Here is a 17741-nt window from a genome sequence, read left to right as displayed (position 1 = left end):
GGCCGGACCTGGGTTGGTGGTGTAGGCGAAGGCCTGCGGCTGGATCGGTGGTTCAGCCGGCGCCGTGGCCCGCGGCCACCTGCTCTCTGCCGCTGGTCGGGCTCGGCGGAGTACCGTCGCCGAACGGCCTTCCGCCCAAGGCCTCCCGCCCATGCGCCGTGAGCCAGCCGGACAGATCCGGCCCCTTGGGAACGATCTGCGTCGGGTTGATCCCGGTATGCACCACGTAGTAGTGCTCCTTGATCTGCACGAAGTCGACCGTGTCCCCGAACCCCGGCGTCTGAAACAGATCCCGCGCGTACGCCCAGAGCACCGGCATCTCAGTCAGCTTGTTCCGATTGCACTTGAAGTGCCCGTGATACACCGCATCGAACCGAACCAACGTAGTGAACAGCCGAACATCAGCCTCAGTGATGGTGTCCCCCACCAGGTACCGCCGATCCCGCAACCTCTCGGCCAGCCAGTCGAGCGCGACAAACAGCCGATCGTACGCAGCCTCGTAAGCCTCCTGCGACCCCGCGAACCCGGCCCGGTACACCCCGTTGTTGACCTCGGTATAGATGCGCTTGGCAACTTCATCGATCTCGCCCCGCAACGCCTCCGGGTAGAGATCCGGAGCCCCCTCCCGCTGGTACGCCGTCCACTCCGTCGACAGATCAAGCGTCATCTGCGCAAAGTCATTGGTCACCACAGCCCCGCTAGGCACATCAACGATCGCCGGCACCGTGATCCCTTTCGGGTACCTCGGATCGCGCTTGAAGTACGCATCCTGCAACCGAGGAATCCCCAGCACCGGATCAACCCCACCCGGATCAAGATCAAACGTCCAACTCCGCTGATCATGCGTCGGCCCACAGAACCCGATCGACAGCACGTCCTCCAACCCCAGCAGCCGCCGCACGATGATCGCCCGATTGGCCCAAGGACAAGCGCGAGCCGCCACCAACCGATACCGCCCCGGCTCTACCGCAAACCCCTCCCGCCCATCCGCCGTAATCCGAGTCCCGATGTATGCACTGTCCCGCTCGAACTCCCCTTTAACCGTCACCCCCCAAGCATCCCCCACCCGCGAGTCCCCCATGCCACCTCGCCGCTCGCTCCTACGTCACTCACCACTCACCGGCTCCCACCCACCCTGGTTTGCGCTCCTCCGTCGCGCGAATCGACAGTAGGCACTCGCCACGCCCAGGTGATCAACTCGCGAGCAACCCTGGCCGCGTACTCCCGGCGGACGAGTCGACGGCCGAGACCTCCCAGTGCCACCAGGCGCGCGATGCCATGGATGCGAAGACGCACAACCTGCCTAGACCGACGCAGCCGACGCCCCTGACCCACGTCCGCCGCACCATCAGATCTGGCCTCCCACTCGGCTGAACGTCCTCAACGTTCTGCTCCTCTGCCGAGTGGGCCTCAGTCCCACCCTGCGTTAGGGCGATCCCGCTACAGGCGGGGGCCTACGCGCTTTGGTCGATGAAGTCGATTTGGCCTACGCAGGTCCACCTCGACTCTGGCTGAGGTCGGTTCCAGGCGAGCCGAGGCGAGCGGGTTCGCGAATGGCGGGTCGGTTACGGGCGGGCGGGTGCCTGCTCTCGCTTTCGCGCGACGCAGGAGCGCAAACCCCGGGTGGGCGGGAGCGCCGAGGCGGGAGAGACGGCGGAGCGAGCGGGCGAGGCAGCGTGGGGGTCTTTTCCGCGGGTGCGCCGTGTCAGCGCCGTGTCAGGGGTGGTGGACAGCATGGTCGTCATGAGCACATCGGCAAGCGCGACGGTAGGAGCAGTGTGATGACGGCACAAGAAGGCCCGGCGATCCAGGTACGGGGGCTGGAGAAGTCGTTCAAGGAGTTGCAGGTGTTGCGGGGTGTGGACTTCGAGGTGGCGCCGGGGAGCATTTTTGCGCTGCTCGGGTCGAACGGGGCCGGCAAGACCACGATCGTACGGATCCTGTCCACGCTGCTGCGGTCGGACGCCGGTACCGCCGTCGTCAACGGGTTCGATGTGGCGGCCGAGCCGCTGCGGGTCCGGGAGTCGATCAGTCTGACCGGGCAGTTCGCCGCGGTCGACGAGATCCTCACCGGGCGGGAGAACCTGGTGATGGTGGCCAAGTTGCGGCACCTGAAGAACCCCGGCCAGGTGGCTGACGAGCTGTTGAGCCGGTTCAACCTCACCGACGCGGGCTCGCGGAAGGTATCGACGTACTCCGGAGGTATGCGCCGGCGACTGGACATCTCGATGAGCCTGATCGGCCGGCCGAAGGTGATCTTCCTCGACGAGCCGACGACCGGGCTCGACCCCGAGGCGCGGATCGACGTGTGGAAGGTGGTGAAGGAGCTGGCCGAAGGCGGTACGACGGTTCTGCTCACCACGCAGTACCTGGACGAGGCCGAGCAGCTCGCGGATCGGATCGCGGTACTTCACCAGGGCCGCATCATCGCCAACGGCACTCTCGCCGAGCTGAAGAAACTCCTTCCGCCGGCAAAGGTCGAGTACGTCGAGAAGCAGCCGACTCTGGAAGACATCTTCCTCGCCCTCGTTGGGAACGACAGTAAAGAGGTCCAGGCATGACCACGCATTTCTTCGGCGACACCGGCGTACTGCTGGGCCGGTCGCTGCGGCACATCTTCCGTAGCGCGGACACGATCATCACCACCGCGATCACGCCGATCGCGATGATGCTGCTCTTCGTGTATGTGCTGGGCGGGGCTATCAAGACCGGTACCGACCACTACGTCAACTATCTGCTGCCGGGCATCATGCTGATCGCGATCGCGTCGGGGATCGCTTACACGGCGGTGCGGTTGTTCACCGACATGAAGAGCGGGATCTTCGAACGGTTCCACTCGATGCCGATCGCGCGCTCGTCCGTCCTGTGGGCGCACGTGGTGACCTCGCTCGTCGCGAACGCGATCTCGGTGGTGATCATCGTGCTGGTCGGGTTGGTGATGGGATTCCGTACCTCCGCAGGGCCGCTGGCTTGGCTCGCGGTGGCCGGCATCCTGCTGCTCTTCACGCTGGCGCTCACCTGGATCGCGATCCTCGCCGGACTGTCGGCCAAGTCGGTCGACGGGGCCGCTGGGTTCTCGTACCCGCTGATCTTCCTGCCCTTCATCAGCTCGGCCTTCGTCCCCACCGACACGATGCCCGGCCCGGTTCGCGCCTTCGCCGAGAACCAGCCGGTCACCTCGATCGTCAACACGATTCAGCGGTTGTTCGCCGAGCAGCCGGTCGGCAATGACATCTGGGCCGCGCTCGCCTGGTGCCTTGGCATCCTCGTCGTCGGCTACCTGTTCGCGATCCGTACGTACCGCCGCCAAATCGCCTAGCTTGGACTCCTGGGAGGATTCTGCCCACGACTGGGGAGGCGATTGCGCCGATCCGGGGGCAGGATCCTCCCCGTTCCTGATCCGGCCAAGAGCCTTAACCGGCGGGGAGGATCCGGAATCGATCGGGGGCAGTCGGGTCGCGGTCGGCGACCTGGATCGGGGGTGCGGGCCATTGCCAGACACTGATGCCCGGTACGCGGCTGAACTGGATCTTTCCGCGAGTGCCGTCGACGGCGACGCTCGACCAAGCCGCTGCCTTGCCGTGGGAGCGCAGTAGGTCGGCGAGGACGGTGATCGTGTCGTACCCCTCGAAGGCGACGAAGGATGGGGCGTCCGGCAGCTGCTCACGGACTCGTTCGCCGAGTGCGGTCAGCCGCTCGGGGAGGTAACGCAGGAAGGGGATTCCGGCGCCGTCATCCCCAAGCAACTCCGCCCATTCGGAGAACTCCGGTTGGCCGGCCGGCGCACCGAGCAAGACGCCGGTTAGGCGCGGGTCCTGGCGGACGGCCTTGACGATCGGTACGGCTGGCATCGGGTGGCCAACCAGGAGAAGGAGAGCCGTTGCGTGGCTGTCGGCGAGTTCGTCGCATAGCGCTTCAGGGGTGAGCGCGCCCGCGTCGAGGTCGGTGACTGCGATGTACTCCCGCAGGATGGTGGTACCGGTTGCCCAGTACACGCTCGGCTGGGAAGCGACCGCGATGTGCGTATGGCCCGCGCCCAGCAGGTAGTCGGCGTAGAGGCGCCAGCCCCGGGACTGCGGTGGGGCCAGGCGGGCGACCCAGTCTGTTGGTTCTTCTGTGAGATCGTCGAGGACAGCCGATGAGCAGAGGAAAGGAACGCCCAGGGCATCGGCTCGAGCGGCGACCGCGCGGGCGACGACGCTGTGGTACTCCCCCGCCAAGGCGACAACACCAAGCGCCGCCAACTCGTCCACGGCTGCAGAAGCTCGAGACGGGTCGGCGGCGGTGTCTCGGATCAGGAGTTCGAGCGGGCGGCCGGTGATCCCACCAGCCTCGTTGACGTCCCGGACCGCGAGTTCCATCCCGGCAAGGAGATTCAGGCCGGCCTCGCTCCAGCCAGGTGGAGTCAGTGGGGCGAGTACGCCGATCTGGATGGCAGGTGCGGGCATGCAGGGCTCCCAAAGCAAGAAGGCCCGGACCCCAGGGCTGCCAGGCATCGAGAAACCTAGCAGCCGTGGGGTCCTGTCCAGCTAGCCGACAACTACCCGGTCGATGTCCGGGGCCCAGCCGGTGGAGTTGGTGAAGGAGATGGTGTTGGTGGTGCCCGCCACCAGCGTGCGGGTTACCGTGACGGAGCCGACGGTGTTCCAGTCGGCGGTGGCTGGGAAGCTGACCGACTGGCCGTTGACCGTCGCGGTCCGGGCGACGGCGGAGGCGTAGTAGATCGTGATCGGCTTCGCGCCGCCGGATCCGCCGTTGACGTTCTGGATCGACAACGTGCCGGAGTTGTTACCGATGTACCCGACCTTCGAACCGCCCGAGCACGCGGAGCACGACGAAACGACCGCCCCACCAGCAAGGCTGCCCGCCTCGGCCTCATAGTTCACAGGCACACTGCCGCCAGTACCAACCGTGACGGACCCGAGTCCGACCCATCCGTCCGCGTTCTGGGTCGCGTTGGCGAAGCGTAGTTTCTTGGCGTTGGCCGAGGTCGCCTCGAGCGGGTTCTTCACCCGGAGTACCCACTGATAGTTGCCCTGGGCCACGTTTGCCAGGTTGACCGGCGTCTGGAAGTACTGCGGATAGCCGAAGTCGCGGTACGTCGGATCCGCACCGACATTCCAGTCCGGGAAGGCACGGATCTTCAGCGGCTGGATCGTGCGCAGATCCCAGGTCGTGTCCCAGCTCTGCACGACCGTGCCGGCGCTGTTCTTCAACCCCACCGTCACCTTCCACGGGTAGTAGAAGGGGGCAACACCGGTGTTGCTGATCTGTACGCCGAGGTTGGTCGTACCGCTCGCCGTGTTCTGGAAGTACGCCTTGTTCACCGTCAGGTTGTAGCCCATCAGCCGAACCGCAGCGCCCACATTGGCGTTGCCCGGCGAGTAGTTGGCCGACTGCTCGTTGATCTTCCAGGTGGTGTGCTCGAGCTCGAGACAGGCCTTCATGTTGTCGACGGCGCCGGAGCCACCCGGCCAGTTGTCGAAGGCAACGGACTGGATCTCCGGCCGCACCTCACCACCCATCGAGTCGTTGATCCACTTGTTCTCCGTACCGGTACCGAGGTTGCGCTGCAGTTGCGAGTACGACGCTCCGCCCAGCGACTGTGGAAGCGTGACACCCGCGAGCGGCGACCCCTCCCGGTAACAGAACGAGTCATCGTGATACCCGACGTCGCGACTGTTCGCCGCCCCGCCGGCCGCATCGGGATAGCGGAGCTCGAGCTTGGTGGTGTTGAACGCGTTGTCGTAGGCGGTGATGATCTGCGCACCGTTCGCGTCGGTCGGCATGTAGTTGGGCAACCCGTCGGCCGTGTCGGTGTCGTACGGCCAGGTGTGCCACTCGCCCCAGAGTCCGATCAGGCCGAGGTGGACGAATCCGAGCCGCGGATCGCCGTCGTACCGGGCCCCGAACGCCGCGATGAAGTTCTTCAGCGCGTTCACCAGGTACGGGCTGTCGTAGTCGGGTTCGGTGACGTTCCAGTACGTGTCGGTGCGGTAGTTGACCTGACCGTTGAAGCAGGACGGGATCGCGTTGGCCGGATGGCTGCCCGTGCCACCGGGATAGACCATGTAGAAGCGGATCGCGGCCTGGTTCCCCTGGGCGGCGGTCTCGGCCAGCATGTTGTCGAGGATGCTCCAGTTGTAGCTGCCGCAGTTCGCGGCGTTCGTCATCACCTCTGACAAGCCGAAGTAGCCCCACGTCAGCGCGTGCGGGTAGCCGGTGTTCTGGTTCGCGCCCGGCGAGTAGAACCGCGCGAACCCCTTGAGTGGATTGTCGAGCGGGCCGTCGGCGGCCTGCAGCGTGTGCGCCTGCAGGGCCGGATCAGGGCTGGCTGGTGGCGCTGGCCGGGACGGTGGTCCGGCGGGCGCCGCGCCGGCCGGGGTCACCGCCGCGACGCTCAGGCTGAGCGCGGCCGTGACGGCGGTGAGCGCGGCCAGCAGGCGGCGGCCGCGGATGCGAAGGGGCATGGCTTCTCCTCGGGGCGAATATGAAGAAGTGTTGACAAACTTCCGAATAACTACATCATTAGTCCAGAGCGAGCCGCCTGACAAGAGTTCGCCGGAGCCGATCGAGGGACAGCAATGGGCCAAGCCAGACAACGGGACGACCGGCGGGTCGCATGGTGGTTCGTCGCGCCGGTCCTGGTGGGATTCGCCGTCTTCTACGCCTATCCGGCGGTTCGCGGCGTCTGGTACTCACTTACCGACTACACGATGCTCGGCACCCCGTCGTTCGTCGGCACGGAGAACTACACCGACCTGCTGACCGATAGGCAGTTCTGGAGCTCGATGCTCGTCACGGCGTACTACGTCGTGCTCAACATCAGCTCGCAGACCGTGCTGGCTCTGGTCGTCGCCGCCCTGATGCACAGGTTGACCCGTTCGGTCGTACTCCGGGCAGCGCTGCTTCTGCCCTGGCTGGTGCCCAACGTGACGATCGGCCTGCTCTGGATGTGGTTGCTGGACACCAACCTCGGACTCGTCAACCATCTCCTGCACGCGGTCGGCCTCGGCCCGGTCGGCTTCTTCACCGACGCACACTGGGCGATGCCGGCGGTCGCCGGGATCAACACCTGGGCCTACACCGGCTACACCGCTCTCCTCCTGTACGCCGGGATGCTGCAGATCCCGCAACACCTATACGAGAGCGCGGCGATCGACGGGGCCGGCGAACTGCGCATCTTCGCCCGGATCACCATGCCGCTGCTGCGACCGGTACTCGCCCTGGTGCTGGTCGTGTCGCTGATCGGCTCGTTCCAGATCTTCGACACCGTCGCGGTCACCACCAAGGGCGGACCGGTGTCCGCGACCCGGGTCATCTACTTCTTCATCTACCAGCAGGCCTTCAGCTACTTCCACATGGGCTACGCGGCCGCGGCGGCGGTCTTCCTCGCGCTGGTGCTCGGAGTGTTCACCTTCGTCCAGCTCCGCCTGCTCCGGGCGTCGAGTTCGGACCTGGCATGAGAGGCCAAGCGATGCGATCTTCCAACCGCCGAACCCCGGGACGCGTCCTGGCCTGGGTCTTCCTGGCCGTCTTCCTGCTCGCGACGACCTTCCCGTTCTACTGGATGATCCGCACCGCGCTCACGCCGGCCGCCGACCTCTACAACGACAGCAGTTCGCTGCTCCCCCACCAACCGACGCTGATCAACTTCGCCCGCGTACTCGGCCTGACCACCGAGGCGGAGGCCAGGGCGGCGGGTGGCTCCGGCGCACACCTGGACTTCGGCCGGTACCTGCTGAACTCGGTGATCTACTGCGGGCTGATCGCGGGCGTGCAGACCCTGCTGTGCTCGATGGCCGGATACGCCTTCGCCCGGCTGCGGTTCCCCGGTCGCGACCTGGCCTTCACGCTGCTGGTCTCCGCCTTGATGGTGCCACCGATCTTCACCCTGCTGCCGAACTTCATCCTGGTCAAACAGCTCGGCTGGATCAACACGATGGCCGGTATGGTCGCGCCGACGATCCTGATGACGCCGTTCGCGGTCTTCTTCCTGCGGCAGTTCTTCCTCTCGCTGCCCCGGGAGGTCGAGGAGGCGGCGACCCTGGACGGCGTCGGGCCGTGGGGAATGTTCTGGCGGGTCGCGATGCCGATGAGCCGTGGGCCGCTGATCACGATCGGCCTCACCACCACCGTCTGGGCGTGGAAGGACTTCCTCTGGCCGTTGCTGGTCGGCCGGGGCGAGGAGCACCGCCTGGTGACCGTCGCCCTGGGCGTGTTCCTGCAGCAATCGCCCAACACCCAACCGGACTGGACCGGCCTGATGGCCGCTTCCACCTTGTCGGTCCTGCCGGTCCTGCTGCTGCTCGTCTTTCTGGGGAAGCGACTGGTGCAGTCACTCAGTTTCACCGGCGGCAAGTAGTTCCTTGCCGTCAGCAACCATTCATCGGAGGACGTCATGAACCGCAAGACCCTGGGCGCAGCGCTGCTCGCCCTGTCGCTGACCGCACTGACCGGCTGCACCTCGAGCGACGATTCCGGAGCCGGCGGCGCGGTGACGCTGGACTACTGGCTGTGGGACGACAACCAGAAGGCGTCGTACCAGGCGTGTGCCGACGCGTTCCACACCGCGAACCCGGACATCACCGTCAAGATCACCCAGACCGCCTGGGCACAGTACTGGCAGAACCTCACCACCCAGCTGGCCGCTGGTGACGCGCCGGACGTGTGGACCGACCAGGCGTCGTACTATCCGCAGTTCGTCACCAGCAACCAGATCCTCGACATCCAGCCGTTCGTCGATCGCGACAAGGTCGATCTGTCGCAGTACCAGGCCGGGCTGGCGGATCTCTACGCCAAGGACGGCAAGCGGTACGGCCTGCCGAAGGACTGGGACACGATGGCGCTGGTCTACAACACCACACAGCTCAAGGCGCAGGGCATCGCGCCGACGGACCTGGAGAACCTCACCTGGAATCCCTCCGACGGAGGCACCTTCGAGCAGCTGATCGCCAAGGCGACCGTCGACGAGAAGGGCCGCAACGGGCTGGATCCCGCGTTCGACAAGTCGAAGATCAAGACCTACGGCTTCCTGCCCGAGTGGGCCGACGGGTCGCAGGGGCAGAACGGCTGGGGGAACCTTGCCGTTAGCAACGGGTTCGAGTTCCTCGACAAGAATCCTTGGGGCACGCAGTACAAGTACGACGACCCGAAGCTCGCCGCGACCATCGACTGGTTCAAGTCGCTCATCGCCAAGGGCTACGCTCCCCCGCTGGACAAGGCGTCCACACTGTCGCGCGATGCCCTGCTCAGCGCCGGGAAGGGCGCCATCACCTTCGCCGGTTCCTGGATGATCAACAGCTACCTGGCCGCCGACGCCAAGGTGAAGTTCGCGTTCGCACCGCTGCCGACCGGACCGCAGGGACGCAAGACGGCGATCAACGGCCTGTCCGATGCCATCAACGCCGGTACTGAGCACCAGGAGCAGGCGTGGAAGTGGGTCAAGTTCCTCGGCTCGGCAGACTGCCAGAACATCGTCGGTGGTAATGGTGTGGTCTTCCCGGCGATCACCGCGGCTGGCGACAAGGCGCTGGCCGCGCACAAGGCCAAGGGCCAGAATGTCCAGGTCTTCGTCGACGAGGCCAAGGCGGCCGGCGGGACCTTCTTCCTGCCGGTCAGCGAGCACGGGAACGAGATCTCCCAGCTGGTGCAGGACGGGATCCAGTCGGCGGTACTCGGCCAGTCCGACTCGGCGACAACTTTGAAGAAGGCCAACGACCAGGTCAACGCCCTGTTCAAGTAGCTATTCCAGTAGCTCTTCAAGTAGAAGGAAGAGAATGACTCTGCTCCTCGAGGTGGCCGGACACACCCTCGCTCTGCGCCACGACGGACCAGGCGTTCCACGCACCGCCGATGGAGGCATCATCCTCCCGGCGGGGCGGGTCGCCCTCCTGCACGACCTCGGAGACGGCCTGTTCTACCGGCACGGACAGAACTCCTGGAGCCCCTGTGGGTGGCGCCGGTTGTCCGACCAGCCGCTGCGGATCGCCAATCCGGTACGCCGGGTGACCGCCGACGACGACGCGTGGGACGACCCCTGCCGCCACCACTCGTCGGCCGTCGCCGCTCTTCAGGGAGAGGACGGAAATGTCTTGCTGCTCGGCGCGCTGGGGCTGGGGGTGCCGCGGTTGACTGCTGATCGGGACACGCTGGCGGGGTGGTACGAGACAGGCGCCGCGCCTTGGTTCGTTGCCTATGGCTCCGAAGAGATCGTGTTCGCGGCCTACGCCCGGCACCTTGCCGAGCAGTTGGGGCAGGGGCGGGGGCGCGCGGGCAACGTGTGGTGTTCCTGGTACGCGTACTACGAGGACATCACCGAGGAGCAGCTCACCAAGGACATCGAGGCGCTGGACGGTCTGCCCTTCGATGTCGTACAGGTCGACGACGGCTGGGAGGAGACGGTCGGCGACTGGTACGCCAATGGCAAGTTCCCCTCCGGCATGAGTGCCTTGGCCTCGCGAATCGAGGATGCCGGAATGGCTCCGGGGTTGTGGGTGGCGCCGTTCATCGCGCTCCCCTCTTCCCGGCTCGCCATCGAGCGTCCTGAGCTGTTGTTGCGCGATGTGAGCGGTGCGCCGGTCGTTGCCGGGTACAACTGGGGTACCGGGTATTACGCCCTCGACGTCACCCTGCCGGCGACGCAGGAGCATCTCGTCGAGCTGACCCAACGACTCGTTCACGAGTGGGGGTTCCGGTATCTCAAGCTTGACTTCATCAACGCCGCGGCGGCGCCCGGAGTACGAGCGGGTGGTGCCGGGCGTGAGGAGGCTTATCGTGAAGCGCTGGCGTTGATCCGCCGGACCGCCGGAGACGATGTGTACCTGCTGGGGAGCGGTGCGCTGTTGTTGCCGTCGCTCGGACTTCTCGACGGGCTTCGCAGCGGGCCGGATGTCGCGCCGATGTGGCAGAACTACGCCAGCGACGATCCGTCGGACGCGATGGCCCGCAACGCTGTCGTCAACACGCTGCACCGCCTCTGGCAGGCGCCGTTGGCCGAGGTCGATCCCGATGTGGTCTATTTCCGCAGCCGGTTGAATCTGCTGACCGAACAGCAGCAGGAGTGGCTGCGCGACCTGGCCGATATCTGCCGCTTCCGGGCGGTGTCCGATCCGCCTTCGTGGCTGCGGCCTGACGAGTTGGAGGCGATGACCGAGTACTTGAGCGGTACGCCGCGGATCGAGCGGGTCGGGCGGTACCGGTACCGGCTCGACGGGCGCGATGTCGACTTCACGCCCGCGGTGGATCCGCAGAGCGGGTCTGCCTATCCGATCAGTTGATAATGTTGCCGAGATGGCAACACGAAGGAGCGACCAGCCGTGACAGATGGCGCCGTCGCCGGCGTGGACCTTCCGCGGCTGCGCGAACTCAACTCGCTGACGATCGTCCGGGCGCTCCGCGACCACCCGCCGTCGACGGTGACCGAGCTATCGCAGCGCACCGGGCTGTCCCGGCCGGCCGTCGACTTGATCGCTCAGAACCTGGTGGCCGATGGCTGGGCGACGGTGATCGAGGCGGGCACCAGCAGCGCGGTGGGGCGGCCGGCTCGGCGATACCAGTTCCGTAGTACCGCCGGTTATGTCCTCGGCGTCGATGTGGGCGTACACAAGGTGCTCACGCTGGTGGCCGATCTGAACGGCGAGGTCCTGCACAGCCACCGCGCTGCCGTCGCCCCCGACGCCGATCCGCAGGCACGGCTCGCGGCGCTCGACGAGGCGATCTTGGAATGCCTCACCGCGACGAAGAAGAAACCGGCCGACGTCTGGGCCGTCACGATCGGCGTCTCCGGCCCAGTCGACTCCTCCGGCCGTACCTCCCTCTTCACTCCCATCCCCGGCTGGGACCAGGTCGACCTTCCCGCACACCTGGCCGGCCGTTTCTCCTGCCCGATCATCGTCGAGAACGACTGCAAACTCGCAGCACTAGCCGAGCGCTGGAAGGGCGCCGCCAGCGATGCGAGCGACGTCATCTACGTCCTGGCCGGCATGCGCATCGGCGCCGGCCTCATCCTCGACGGCGTACTCCGCCGCGGCTACGGCGGAGCCGCCGGCGAGATCGGCGCCCTCAAGCAAGTCCGCTGGCTGGCAGCCCCGTCCCACCTGGAGAACTGCCCCGGCGTACCCGCCAGCGTCAGCCCCGACGACGCGGCCGCGTGGGTCTTCGACGCAGCCCGCAACGGAGACCGCGCCGCCAAAACGGCTGTCTCCCGCTACGTAAAAGACCTCGCCGTCGGAGCCGCCGCCCTCGTCCTGGCCCTCGACCCCCAGGTCGTCATCTACGGCGGCGGCTTCTCCCGCTCAGCAGACCTGGTCCTCGCTCCCCTAACCACAGAACTCCAACGCCTCTGCCTCCGAGTCCCCGAAGTCCGGGCCTCCACACTGGGCGCCGACTCGGTCGCGTTGGGCGCAGTCCGCCTAGCCCTAAACGAACTCGACAACCGCCTCTTCTCAACCACCCTCTCGTCCCCTGCAGCCCCCACCGTCAGATAAAACCCCACGCTGCCTCGCCTGTTCGCTCCTGCGTCGCTCACCACTCGGCGCTCCCACCCGCCCTGGGTGATCGCTCCTGCGTCGCGCGAAGGCGAGAGTAGGCACTCGCCTGGCGGAGGGTGACCATCTGGCGAGTTGCCATGCGCCGGGTGCTCCGTCGTCGCGTGCTCCGTCGTCGGGTGGATTTCCCCACGCTGCCTCGCTGCTCGCTCCTGCGTCGCTCGCTGCTTGGCGCTCCCACCCACCCCGGGTGGATCGCTCCTGCGTCGCGCGAAAGCCAGAGTAGGCACCCGCGTTGCCCGGGGTGACTGTCTGGCGAGCTGACGTGTGTCGGGTGCTCGTCGGGCCGACGTCGAGTGAGATCGCCCCGACCCGTGAACTCGGAGGTCTGCGAAGCTCGAGCTATGTCGGGTGGGGTGTTGCTGGGTGTGTTGCTGATCCTCGCGTCGTTCGGTACCGCGCTGTTGTCGGCCGTCGCGGGTTTCGGTGGTGGAGTGTTGCTTTTGCCGGTGTTCGTCGCAGTCTTTGGGCCCCGGGACGCGGTCGCCGTGCTCACCGTCGCGCAGTTGGCCAGCAACGGGAGTCGGGTCTGGTTCAATCGGCATGAGGTCGATCGGCGTCTGGTGATGATCTTCGCGGTGGGCGCAGTGCCTGCTGCCGTGGTTGGTGCGTTGCTTCTGACCAGCGCGCCGCTGCAGGCATTGACCCGCGTCATCGGGCTGTTCCTGCTTGCGATGGTCGTTTGGCGGCGGGTTCGTCCGGACGCGGCGCGGGCTGGCGATCGTGGGTTCGCAGCGTTGGGAGCCGCGTCCGGATTCGGGTCCGCGCTGGTTGGCAGTGTCGGGCCGATGGTGGCGCCGTTCTTCCTCGCGCGCGGTATGGTCCGCGGCGCCTACATCGGTACGGAGGCCGCCTCGGCGGTCGTCATGCATCTCACCAAGCTGGTCGTGTTCGGCGCGGCCGCTGTCCTCACCTGGCATACCGGGCTCATCGGTCTTGCGCTCGCGCCTGCGGCAGCCGGTGGCGCTTGGGTCGGCAAGAGAGTCCTCGACCGGCTACCCGTCAACGTCTTCGCCATCCTCGTCGAAGCAGGCCTCGTCATCTCCGGGCTCCTACTCCTCCTCGGGGGCGGGGGCGGCTGAGCTGCCCAGTCTGGCCGGGAGTGCTGACCCAGCTGGACAGGAGTGCTCCGGCGGCCCGTGGGGCAAGCCTTGACAAATTTAATGAGTCTGCTCATTATTGAGGCTATTCGATTTTGACCTGACTCAGAAGGAAAGTCGTCATGCGAGCGTTTGTCGTCAGCAAGTACAAGGGACCGCTGCAGGAGGCGGATGTCCCCGAGCCCGTGGTCGGAGAGCGCGACGTGCTCGTCCAGGTCCGGGCCGCCGGACTCAACCTGCTCGACGAGAAGATCCGGTCGGGCGCGTTCAAGTCGTTCCTGCGGTACGAATTGCCGCAGGTCATGGGCAACGATGTCGCCGGGACCGTGGTCGGCATCGGCACCGGCGTGCGTCGGTTCGCGGTCGGCGACCAGGTGTATGCCCGGCCGGACAAAGATCGCATCGGCACCTTCGCGGAGCGCATCGCAATGGCCGAGGCAGACCTGGCGCTCAAGCCGACGACGGTCACCTCCGAGGAGGCGGCCTCGCTGCCGCTGGTCACCCTGACCGCGTGGCAGGCGCTGGTCGAGAAGGGCAATGTCGGGCCGGGCCAGCAGGTCTTGATCCACGCCGGCGCCGGTGGCGTCGGAACCGTCGCGATCCAGCTCGCCAAGTACCTCGGGGCCACCGTCGCCACGACGGTCAGCGCAGGCAACCTGGATTTCGTCCGCGAGCTCGGCGCGGACATCGTCATCGACTACCGCAACCAGGACTTCGAAAAGCTCCTGGACGGGTACGACCTGGTGCTGGACAGCGTTGGCGGGACGAACCTCGAGAAGTCCCTGCGGGTGCTGCGCCCCGGCGGCAAGGCGATCGGCATCTCCGGACCGCCCGATCCCGCGTTCGCCGCTGAGGCAGGAATGAACCCGGTACTGCGCCTCGCGGTCGCAGCGCTCAGCCGCAAGATCCGCAGGCAGGCGAAGAAGCTCGGCGTGACGTACGAGTTCCTCTTCGTGCGCGCCAGCGGCGACCAGCTCCGTCAGATCACCGCCCTCGTCGACAGCGGGCGGCTGCGCCCCGTCGTCGGCCACGTCTTCGACTTCGACCAGACCGCGGAGGCCGTGCAATCGCTCGGCAAGGGCGGTATCCGCGGCAAGGCCGTCATCACCCGGGCCTGACAGCCCTTCTCACAATCCGCAAGACCATCAGAAACAGGAGAGCATCATGAACACCGACGAAACCTCGAACGAACCCGTCATCACCTCGTACGCGCAAGCCCCGGCCCGCACCGTCACCGCCGGCGGCGTCACCTACGCCTACCGGGAACTCGGACCGAAGGGCGGTATCCCCGTGGTCTTCTTCGTGCACCTCGCCGCCACCCTGGACAACTGGGATCCCCGGATCGTCGACCCGATCGCCGCCGAGCGCCATGTCATCACCTTCGACAACCGGGGCGTCGGGGCCTCGACCGGCACTGTTCCGGGCAGCGTCGAGGAAATGGCCGACGACGCCTACACCTTCATCAAGGCCCTCGGGTTCGACCAGATCGACATCTTCTCCTTCTCACTGGGCGGCATGATCGCCCAGGACCTCGTGGTCAAGCACCCCGAGCTCGTTCGCAAGCTCGTCCTGACCGGCACCGGCCCCAGAGGCGGCAAGGACATCGACAAGGTCGTCGGCGTCACCTACTGGGACATCCTGCGCGCGACGTTGACGCGGCAGGACCCGAAGGAGTTCCTGTTCTTCAACCGGAACGCCAGCGGCAAGCCGGCTGCTCGCGCGTTCGTGCAGCGCCTGCAGGAGCGCACTGTCGACCGCGACGCGGACATCAAGCTCCGCGCGTTCCGCACCCAGCTGAAGGCGATCCAGAAGTTCGGGCGTTCGGCCCCGGCCGATCTGTCGAAGCTCACCCAGCCCACGCTGATCGCGAACGGTGACAACGACCGGATGGTGCCCTCCATCCTGTCCGAGGACCTGCGCCGCCGGATCAAGGGCTCGGAGCTGATCATCTACCCGGACTCCGGGCACGGCGGCATCTTCCAGTTCCACCAGAAGTTCGCGCCGATCGCGGTCGAGTTCCTCGCCGCCTGACGGCCCTGAGCGGACCCGTCGAGACGCTCTGCCCAGAGCTCGGCGACACCGGTGCGGTCCCAGCCGCCGTGGAAGAATGACCGCCTGCAGATCCGAGCCCACTCAGCAACGAAGGGCGGCAGCCATGCCCCTCACCTCGAAGTCGCCCGGTCGGCGCGAGCGGAACAAGCAGGACAAGCTCGACCGCATCACGGCAGCCGCCAGCGAGCTCTTCGCCGAGCGTGGCGTCGACGAGGTCACCACCCAGGAAATCGCCGACAAGGCCGACATCGGGGCGGGCACGCTGTTCCTCTATGCCAAGTCCAAGGGCGAACTTCTCCTCCTCGTGCAGAACTCGACCTACGCCGAAGCACTCCAACGGGGTAGGTCAGCGTCCGAGGGCATCACGGACGCGCTCGACGCCGTGATGGCGATCGTCCGCCCGGTTGTGGAGTGCAACCGCAAACAGGTCGACAACGGGCGGACCTACCTGCGGGAGATCGTCTTCGGCGACCCCGCCGAACCGCACCACCGCGCAGCCCTCGACCTGACTGTGCAGACCGAGGAAGCGATCGCCGCCGTCCTGCGGCGAGACGGGCGCACCAGCCCGCAGAGCGCCGCGGCACTCGCGCACATCGTCTCCGCGATCAATTTCGTCAGCATGGCCGCAACCATCAACGCCGCCAAACCGGTCGACGAGGTTGTGCAGGAGATCCGGGACCAGGTACAGGTACTCCTGGCCGTCCAACGCTGAGATCACTCGGTAACCAATCCGAGTGGTGCGACCTGTGGCACGTAACACTTGGCTAGGTCCGAGTAGCGGCGGATGAAGCTTCGGGTGCGCTCGGGCTGTCCATGCAATCGACGACACGGCGACCGGTGTCCCGGCGGGCGATCGCGTTGTGGACCTGCAAGCGCCGGCGTGCGGTCCACCCAACAGACGGTGAGCGACGCAGGAGCGAGCGGCGAGGCAGCGTGGGATGCCACTCGACGACGGAGCACCCGGCTCGCAGCACTCCCACGCCAGACAGTCGCCCTGGGCAACACGGGTGCCTACTCCCGCTTTCGCGCGACGCAGGAGCGCACACCTGGGGTGGGTGGGAGCACCGAGTGGTGAGCGACGGAGCGAGGCAGCGTGGGGAGTGCCTTCGGCCAGGCGATTCCTTGGGATTGTCAGGTGTCTGAGAGGCTTTGCTAGTGAATCGGTCGCGTGTTGCTGTGTTGGCCTTGCTTGCGGTGGCGGCGGCCTGGGGGTCTACGTTCTTTTTGACCAAGGATCTGCTGACGCGGATGGACGTGGCTGATTACTTGGCGTTGCGGTTTGCGATCGCGGCGGTGGCGTTGATTGCGATTCATCCGCCGGCGATTTCGAAGCTCAGCCGGCTGGATCGTGGGCGAGGTGTTGCCCTGGGCATCATGTATGGGGTTGCGCAACTGGTACAGACGGAGGGGTTGCGGCATACGTCGGCCAGTGTGTCCGGGTTTGTGACCGGTATGTATGTGGTGTTCACCCCGTTGCTGGCGGCGGTGATTCTGCGGCACAAGATCGGGAAGTGGGCTTGGGTTGCGGTTGTGCTGGCGACGGTTGGGCTCGGGGTGCTGTCGCTGCGTGGGTTGAGCATGGGGACCGGGGAGCTGCTGACGCTCGCGTCGGCTGGGATTTACGCGCTGCACATCATTGGGCTCGGGGCCTGGTCTACGCCTTCGAATGCGTTCGGGTTGTCGGCGTTGCAGATGGTCACGATCACCGCTGTGTGCGGCGTTGGGGCGATCCCGGGTGGGTTCTCGTTGCCGGGCGGTACCGGCGACTGGATCGCGGTCGTCTACATGGCGCTGATCGCCGGTGCGGTCGCGTTGATCGTGCAGACCTGGGCGCAGGCGCACCTGACGCCGACCCGGGCGGCGATCGCGATGACAATGGAGCCGGTGTTCGCTTCTGCCTTCGCCGTACTCTTCGGAACGGAGAGTGTGACCGGGCGGATGCTCATCGGCGGCGCGCTGGTCATGTCGGCGATGTATCTGGTCGAGCTGGCGCCCCGGCGCAAGTTCGAGGCCGAGGTACAGCACTTGGGACAGTAGGAGG

At 66.4% G+C, this 17741-nt stretch carries 15 protein-coding genes; 12 read left to right on the top strand and 3 right to left on the bottom strand.

Annotated elements, in window-relative coordinates:
• Positions 1-52: 52 nt before the first annotated feature.
• Complete coding sequence (locus AB0M15_RS13980; protein ID WP_363817581.1) at positions 53-1081, bottom strand: glutathione S-transferase C-terminal domain-containing protein; 1029 nt, start codon at positions 1079-1081, stop codon at positions 53-55.
• Positions 1082-1781: 700 nt separating this feature from the next.
• On the opposite strand from AB0M15_RS13980, the gene AB0M15_RS13975 reads away from it, so the two are divergent.
• Positions 1782-2561: an ATP-binding cassette domain-containing protein gene (locus tag AB0M15_RS13975; protein ID WP_363817578.1), complete on the top strand. Its 780-nt coding sequence runs from the start codon at positions 1782-1784 to the stop codon at positions 2559-2561.
• Entirely contained in the window at positions 2558-3319 is a 762-nt protein-coding gene (locus tag AB0M15_RS13970; RefSeq protein ID WP_363817575.1) for an ABC transporter permease, read from the top strand. The genes AB0M15_RS13975 and AB0M15_RS13970 overlap by 4 nt, the downstream gene beginning before the upstream one ends.
• Positions 3320-3413: 94 nt before the next feature.
• On the opposite strand, the gene AB0M15_RS13965 is transcribed toward AB0M15_RS13970, so the two are convergent.
• Both AB0M15_RS13965 and AB0M15_RS13960 read right to left on the bottom strand, forming a co-directional pair.
• Positions 3414-4448 carry an ABC transporter substrate-binding protein gene (locus tag AB0M15_RS13965; RefSeq protein WP_363817572.1) on the bottom strand — a complete coding sequence of 345 codons (1035 nt, stop codon included), beginning with the start codon at positions 4446-4448 and terminating at the stop codon, positions 3414-3416.
• A gap of 81 nt (positions 4449-4529) precedes the next feature.
• Positions 4530-6470, bottom strand: coding sequence for a DUF4832 domain-containing protein (locus AB0M15_RS13960; protein ID WP_363817569.1), 1941 nt, complete (start codon positions 6468-6470; stop codon positions 4530-4532).
• A gap of 114 nt (positions 6471-6584) precedes the next feature.
• On the opposite strand from AB0M15_RS13960, the gene AB0M15_RS13955 reads away from it, so the two are divergent.
• From AB0M15_RS13955 to AB0M15_RS13910, 10 genes are all read left to right on the top strand, one after another.
• Complete coding sequence (locus tag AB0M15_RS13955; protein ID WP_363817566.1) at positions 6585-7466, top strand: sugar ABC transporter permease; 882 nt, start codon at positions 6585-6587, stop codon at positions 7464-7466.
• A gap of 11 nt (positions 7467-7477) precedes the next feature.
• On the top strand, positions 7478-8365 hold the full coding sequence (locus tag AB0M15_RS13950) for a carbohydrate ABC transporter permease (RefSeq protein WP_363817563.1): 888 nt from the start codon (positions 7478-7480) through the stop codon (positions 8363-8365).
• Between the two features lie 36 nt (positions 8366-8401).
• On the top strand, positions 8402-9745 hold the full coding sequence (locus AB0M15_RS13945; RefSeq protein WP_363817560.1) for a sugar ABC transporter substrate-binding protein: 1344 nt from the start codon (positions 8402-8404) through the stop codon (positions 9743-9745).
• 34 nt (positions 9746-9779) lie between these two features.
• The gene (locus AB0M15_RS13940; RefSeq protein ID WP_363817558.1) at positions 9780-11279 is read left to right on the top strand and encodes a glycoside hydrolase family 36 protein; all 1500 of its coding nucleotides are present in this window, start codon (positions 9780-9782) and stop codon (positions 11277-11279) included.
• A gap of 39 nt (positions 11280-11318) precedes the next feature.
• A complete protein-coding gene (locus tag AB0M15_RS13935) occupies positions 11319-12488 on the top strand; it encodes an ROK family protein (protein ID WP_363817555.1) in 1170 nt (389 codons plus the stop codon).
• A 404-nt stretch (positions 12489-12892) separates the two neighbouring features.
• Positions 12893-13630, top strand: a complete 738-nt coding sequence (locus tag AB0M15_RS13930; protein WP_363817552.1) for a sulfite exporter TauE/SafE family protein — start codon at positions 12893-12895, stop codon at positions 13628-13630.
• Between the two features lie 140 nt (positions 13631-13770).
• On the top strand, positions 13771-14766 hold the full coding sequence (locus tag AB0M15_RS13925; RefSeq protein WP_363817549.1) for an NADP-dependent oxidoreductase: 996 nt from the start codon (positions 13771-13773) through the stop codon (positions 14764-14766).
• A gap of 46 nt (positions 14767-14812) precedes the next feature.
• On the top strand, positions 14813-15679 hold the full coding sequence (locus tag AB0M15_RS13920) for an alpha/beta hydrolase (RefSeq protein WP_363817546.1): 867 nt from the start codon (positions 14813-14815) through the stop codon (positions 15677-15679).
• Between the two features lie 124 nt (positions 15680-15803).
• On the top strand, positions 15804-16412 hold the full coding sequence (locus tag AB0M15_RS13915) for a TetR/AcrR family transcriptional regulator (RefSeq protein ID WP_363817543.1): 609 nt from the start codon (positions 15804-15806) through the stop codon (positions 16410-16412).
• Positions 16413-16855: 443 nt separating this feature from the next.
• A complete protein-coding gene (locus AB0M15_RS13910; RefSeq protein WP_363817540.1) occupies positions 16856-17737 on the top strand; it encodes a DMT family transporter in 882 nt (293 codons plus the stop codon).
• Positions 17738-17741: the final 4 nt, after the last annotated feature.

The sequence above is a fragment of the Kribbella sp. NPDC051718 genome (assembly GCF_040681515.1).
GTDB lineage: Bacteria > Actinomycetota > Actinomycetes > Propionibacteriales > Kribbellaceae > Kribbella.
Note: the sequence above shows the minus strand (reverse complement) of the source record. Positions and strands in the feature narration are given on the sequence as shown.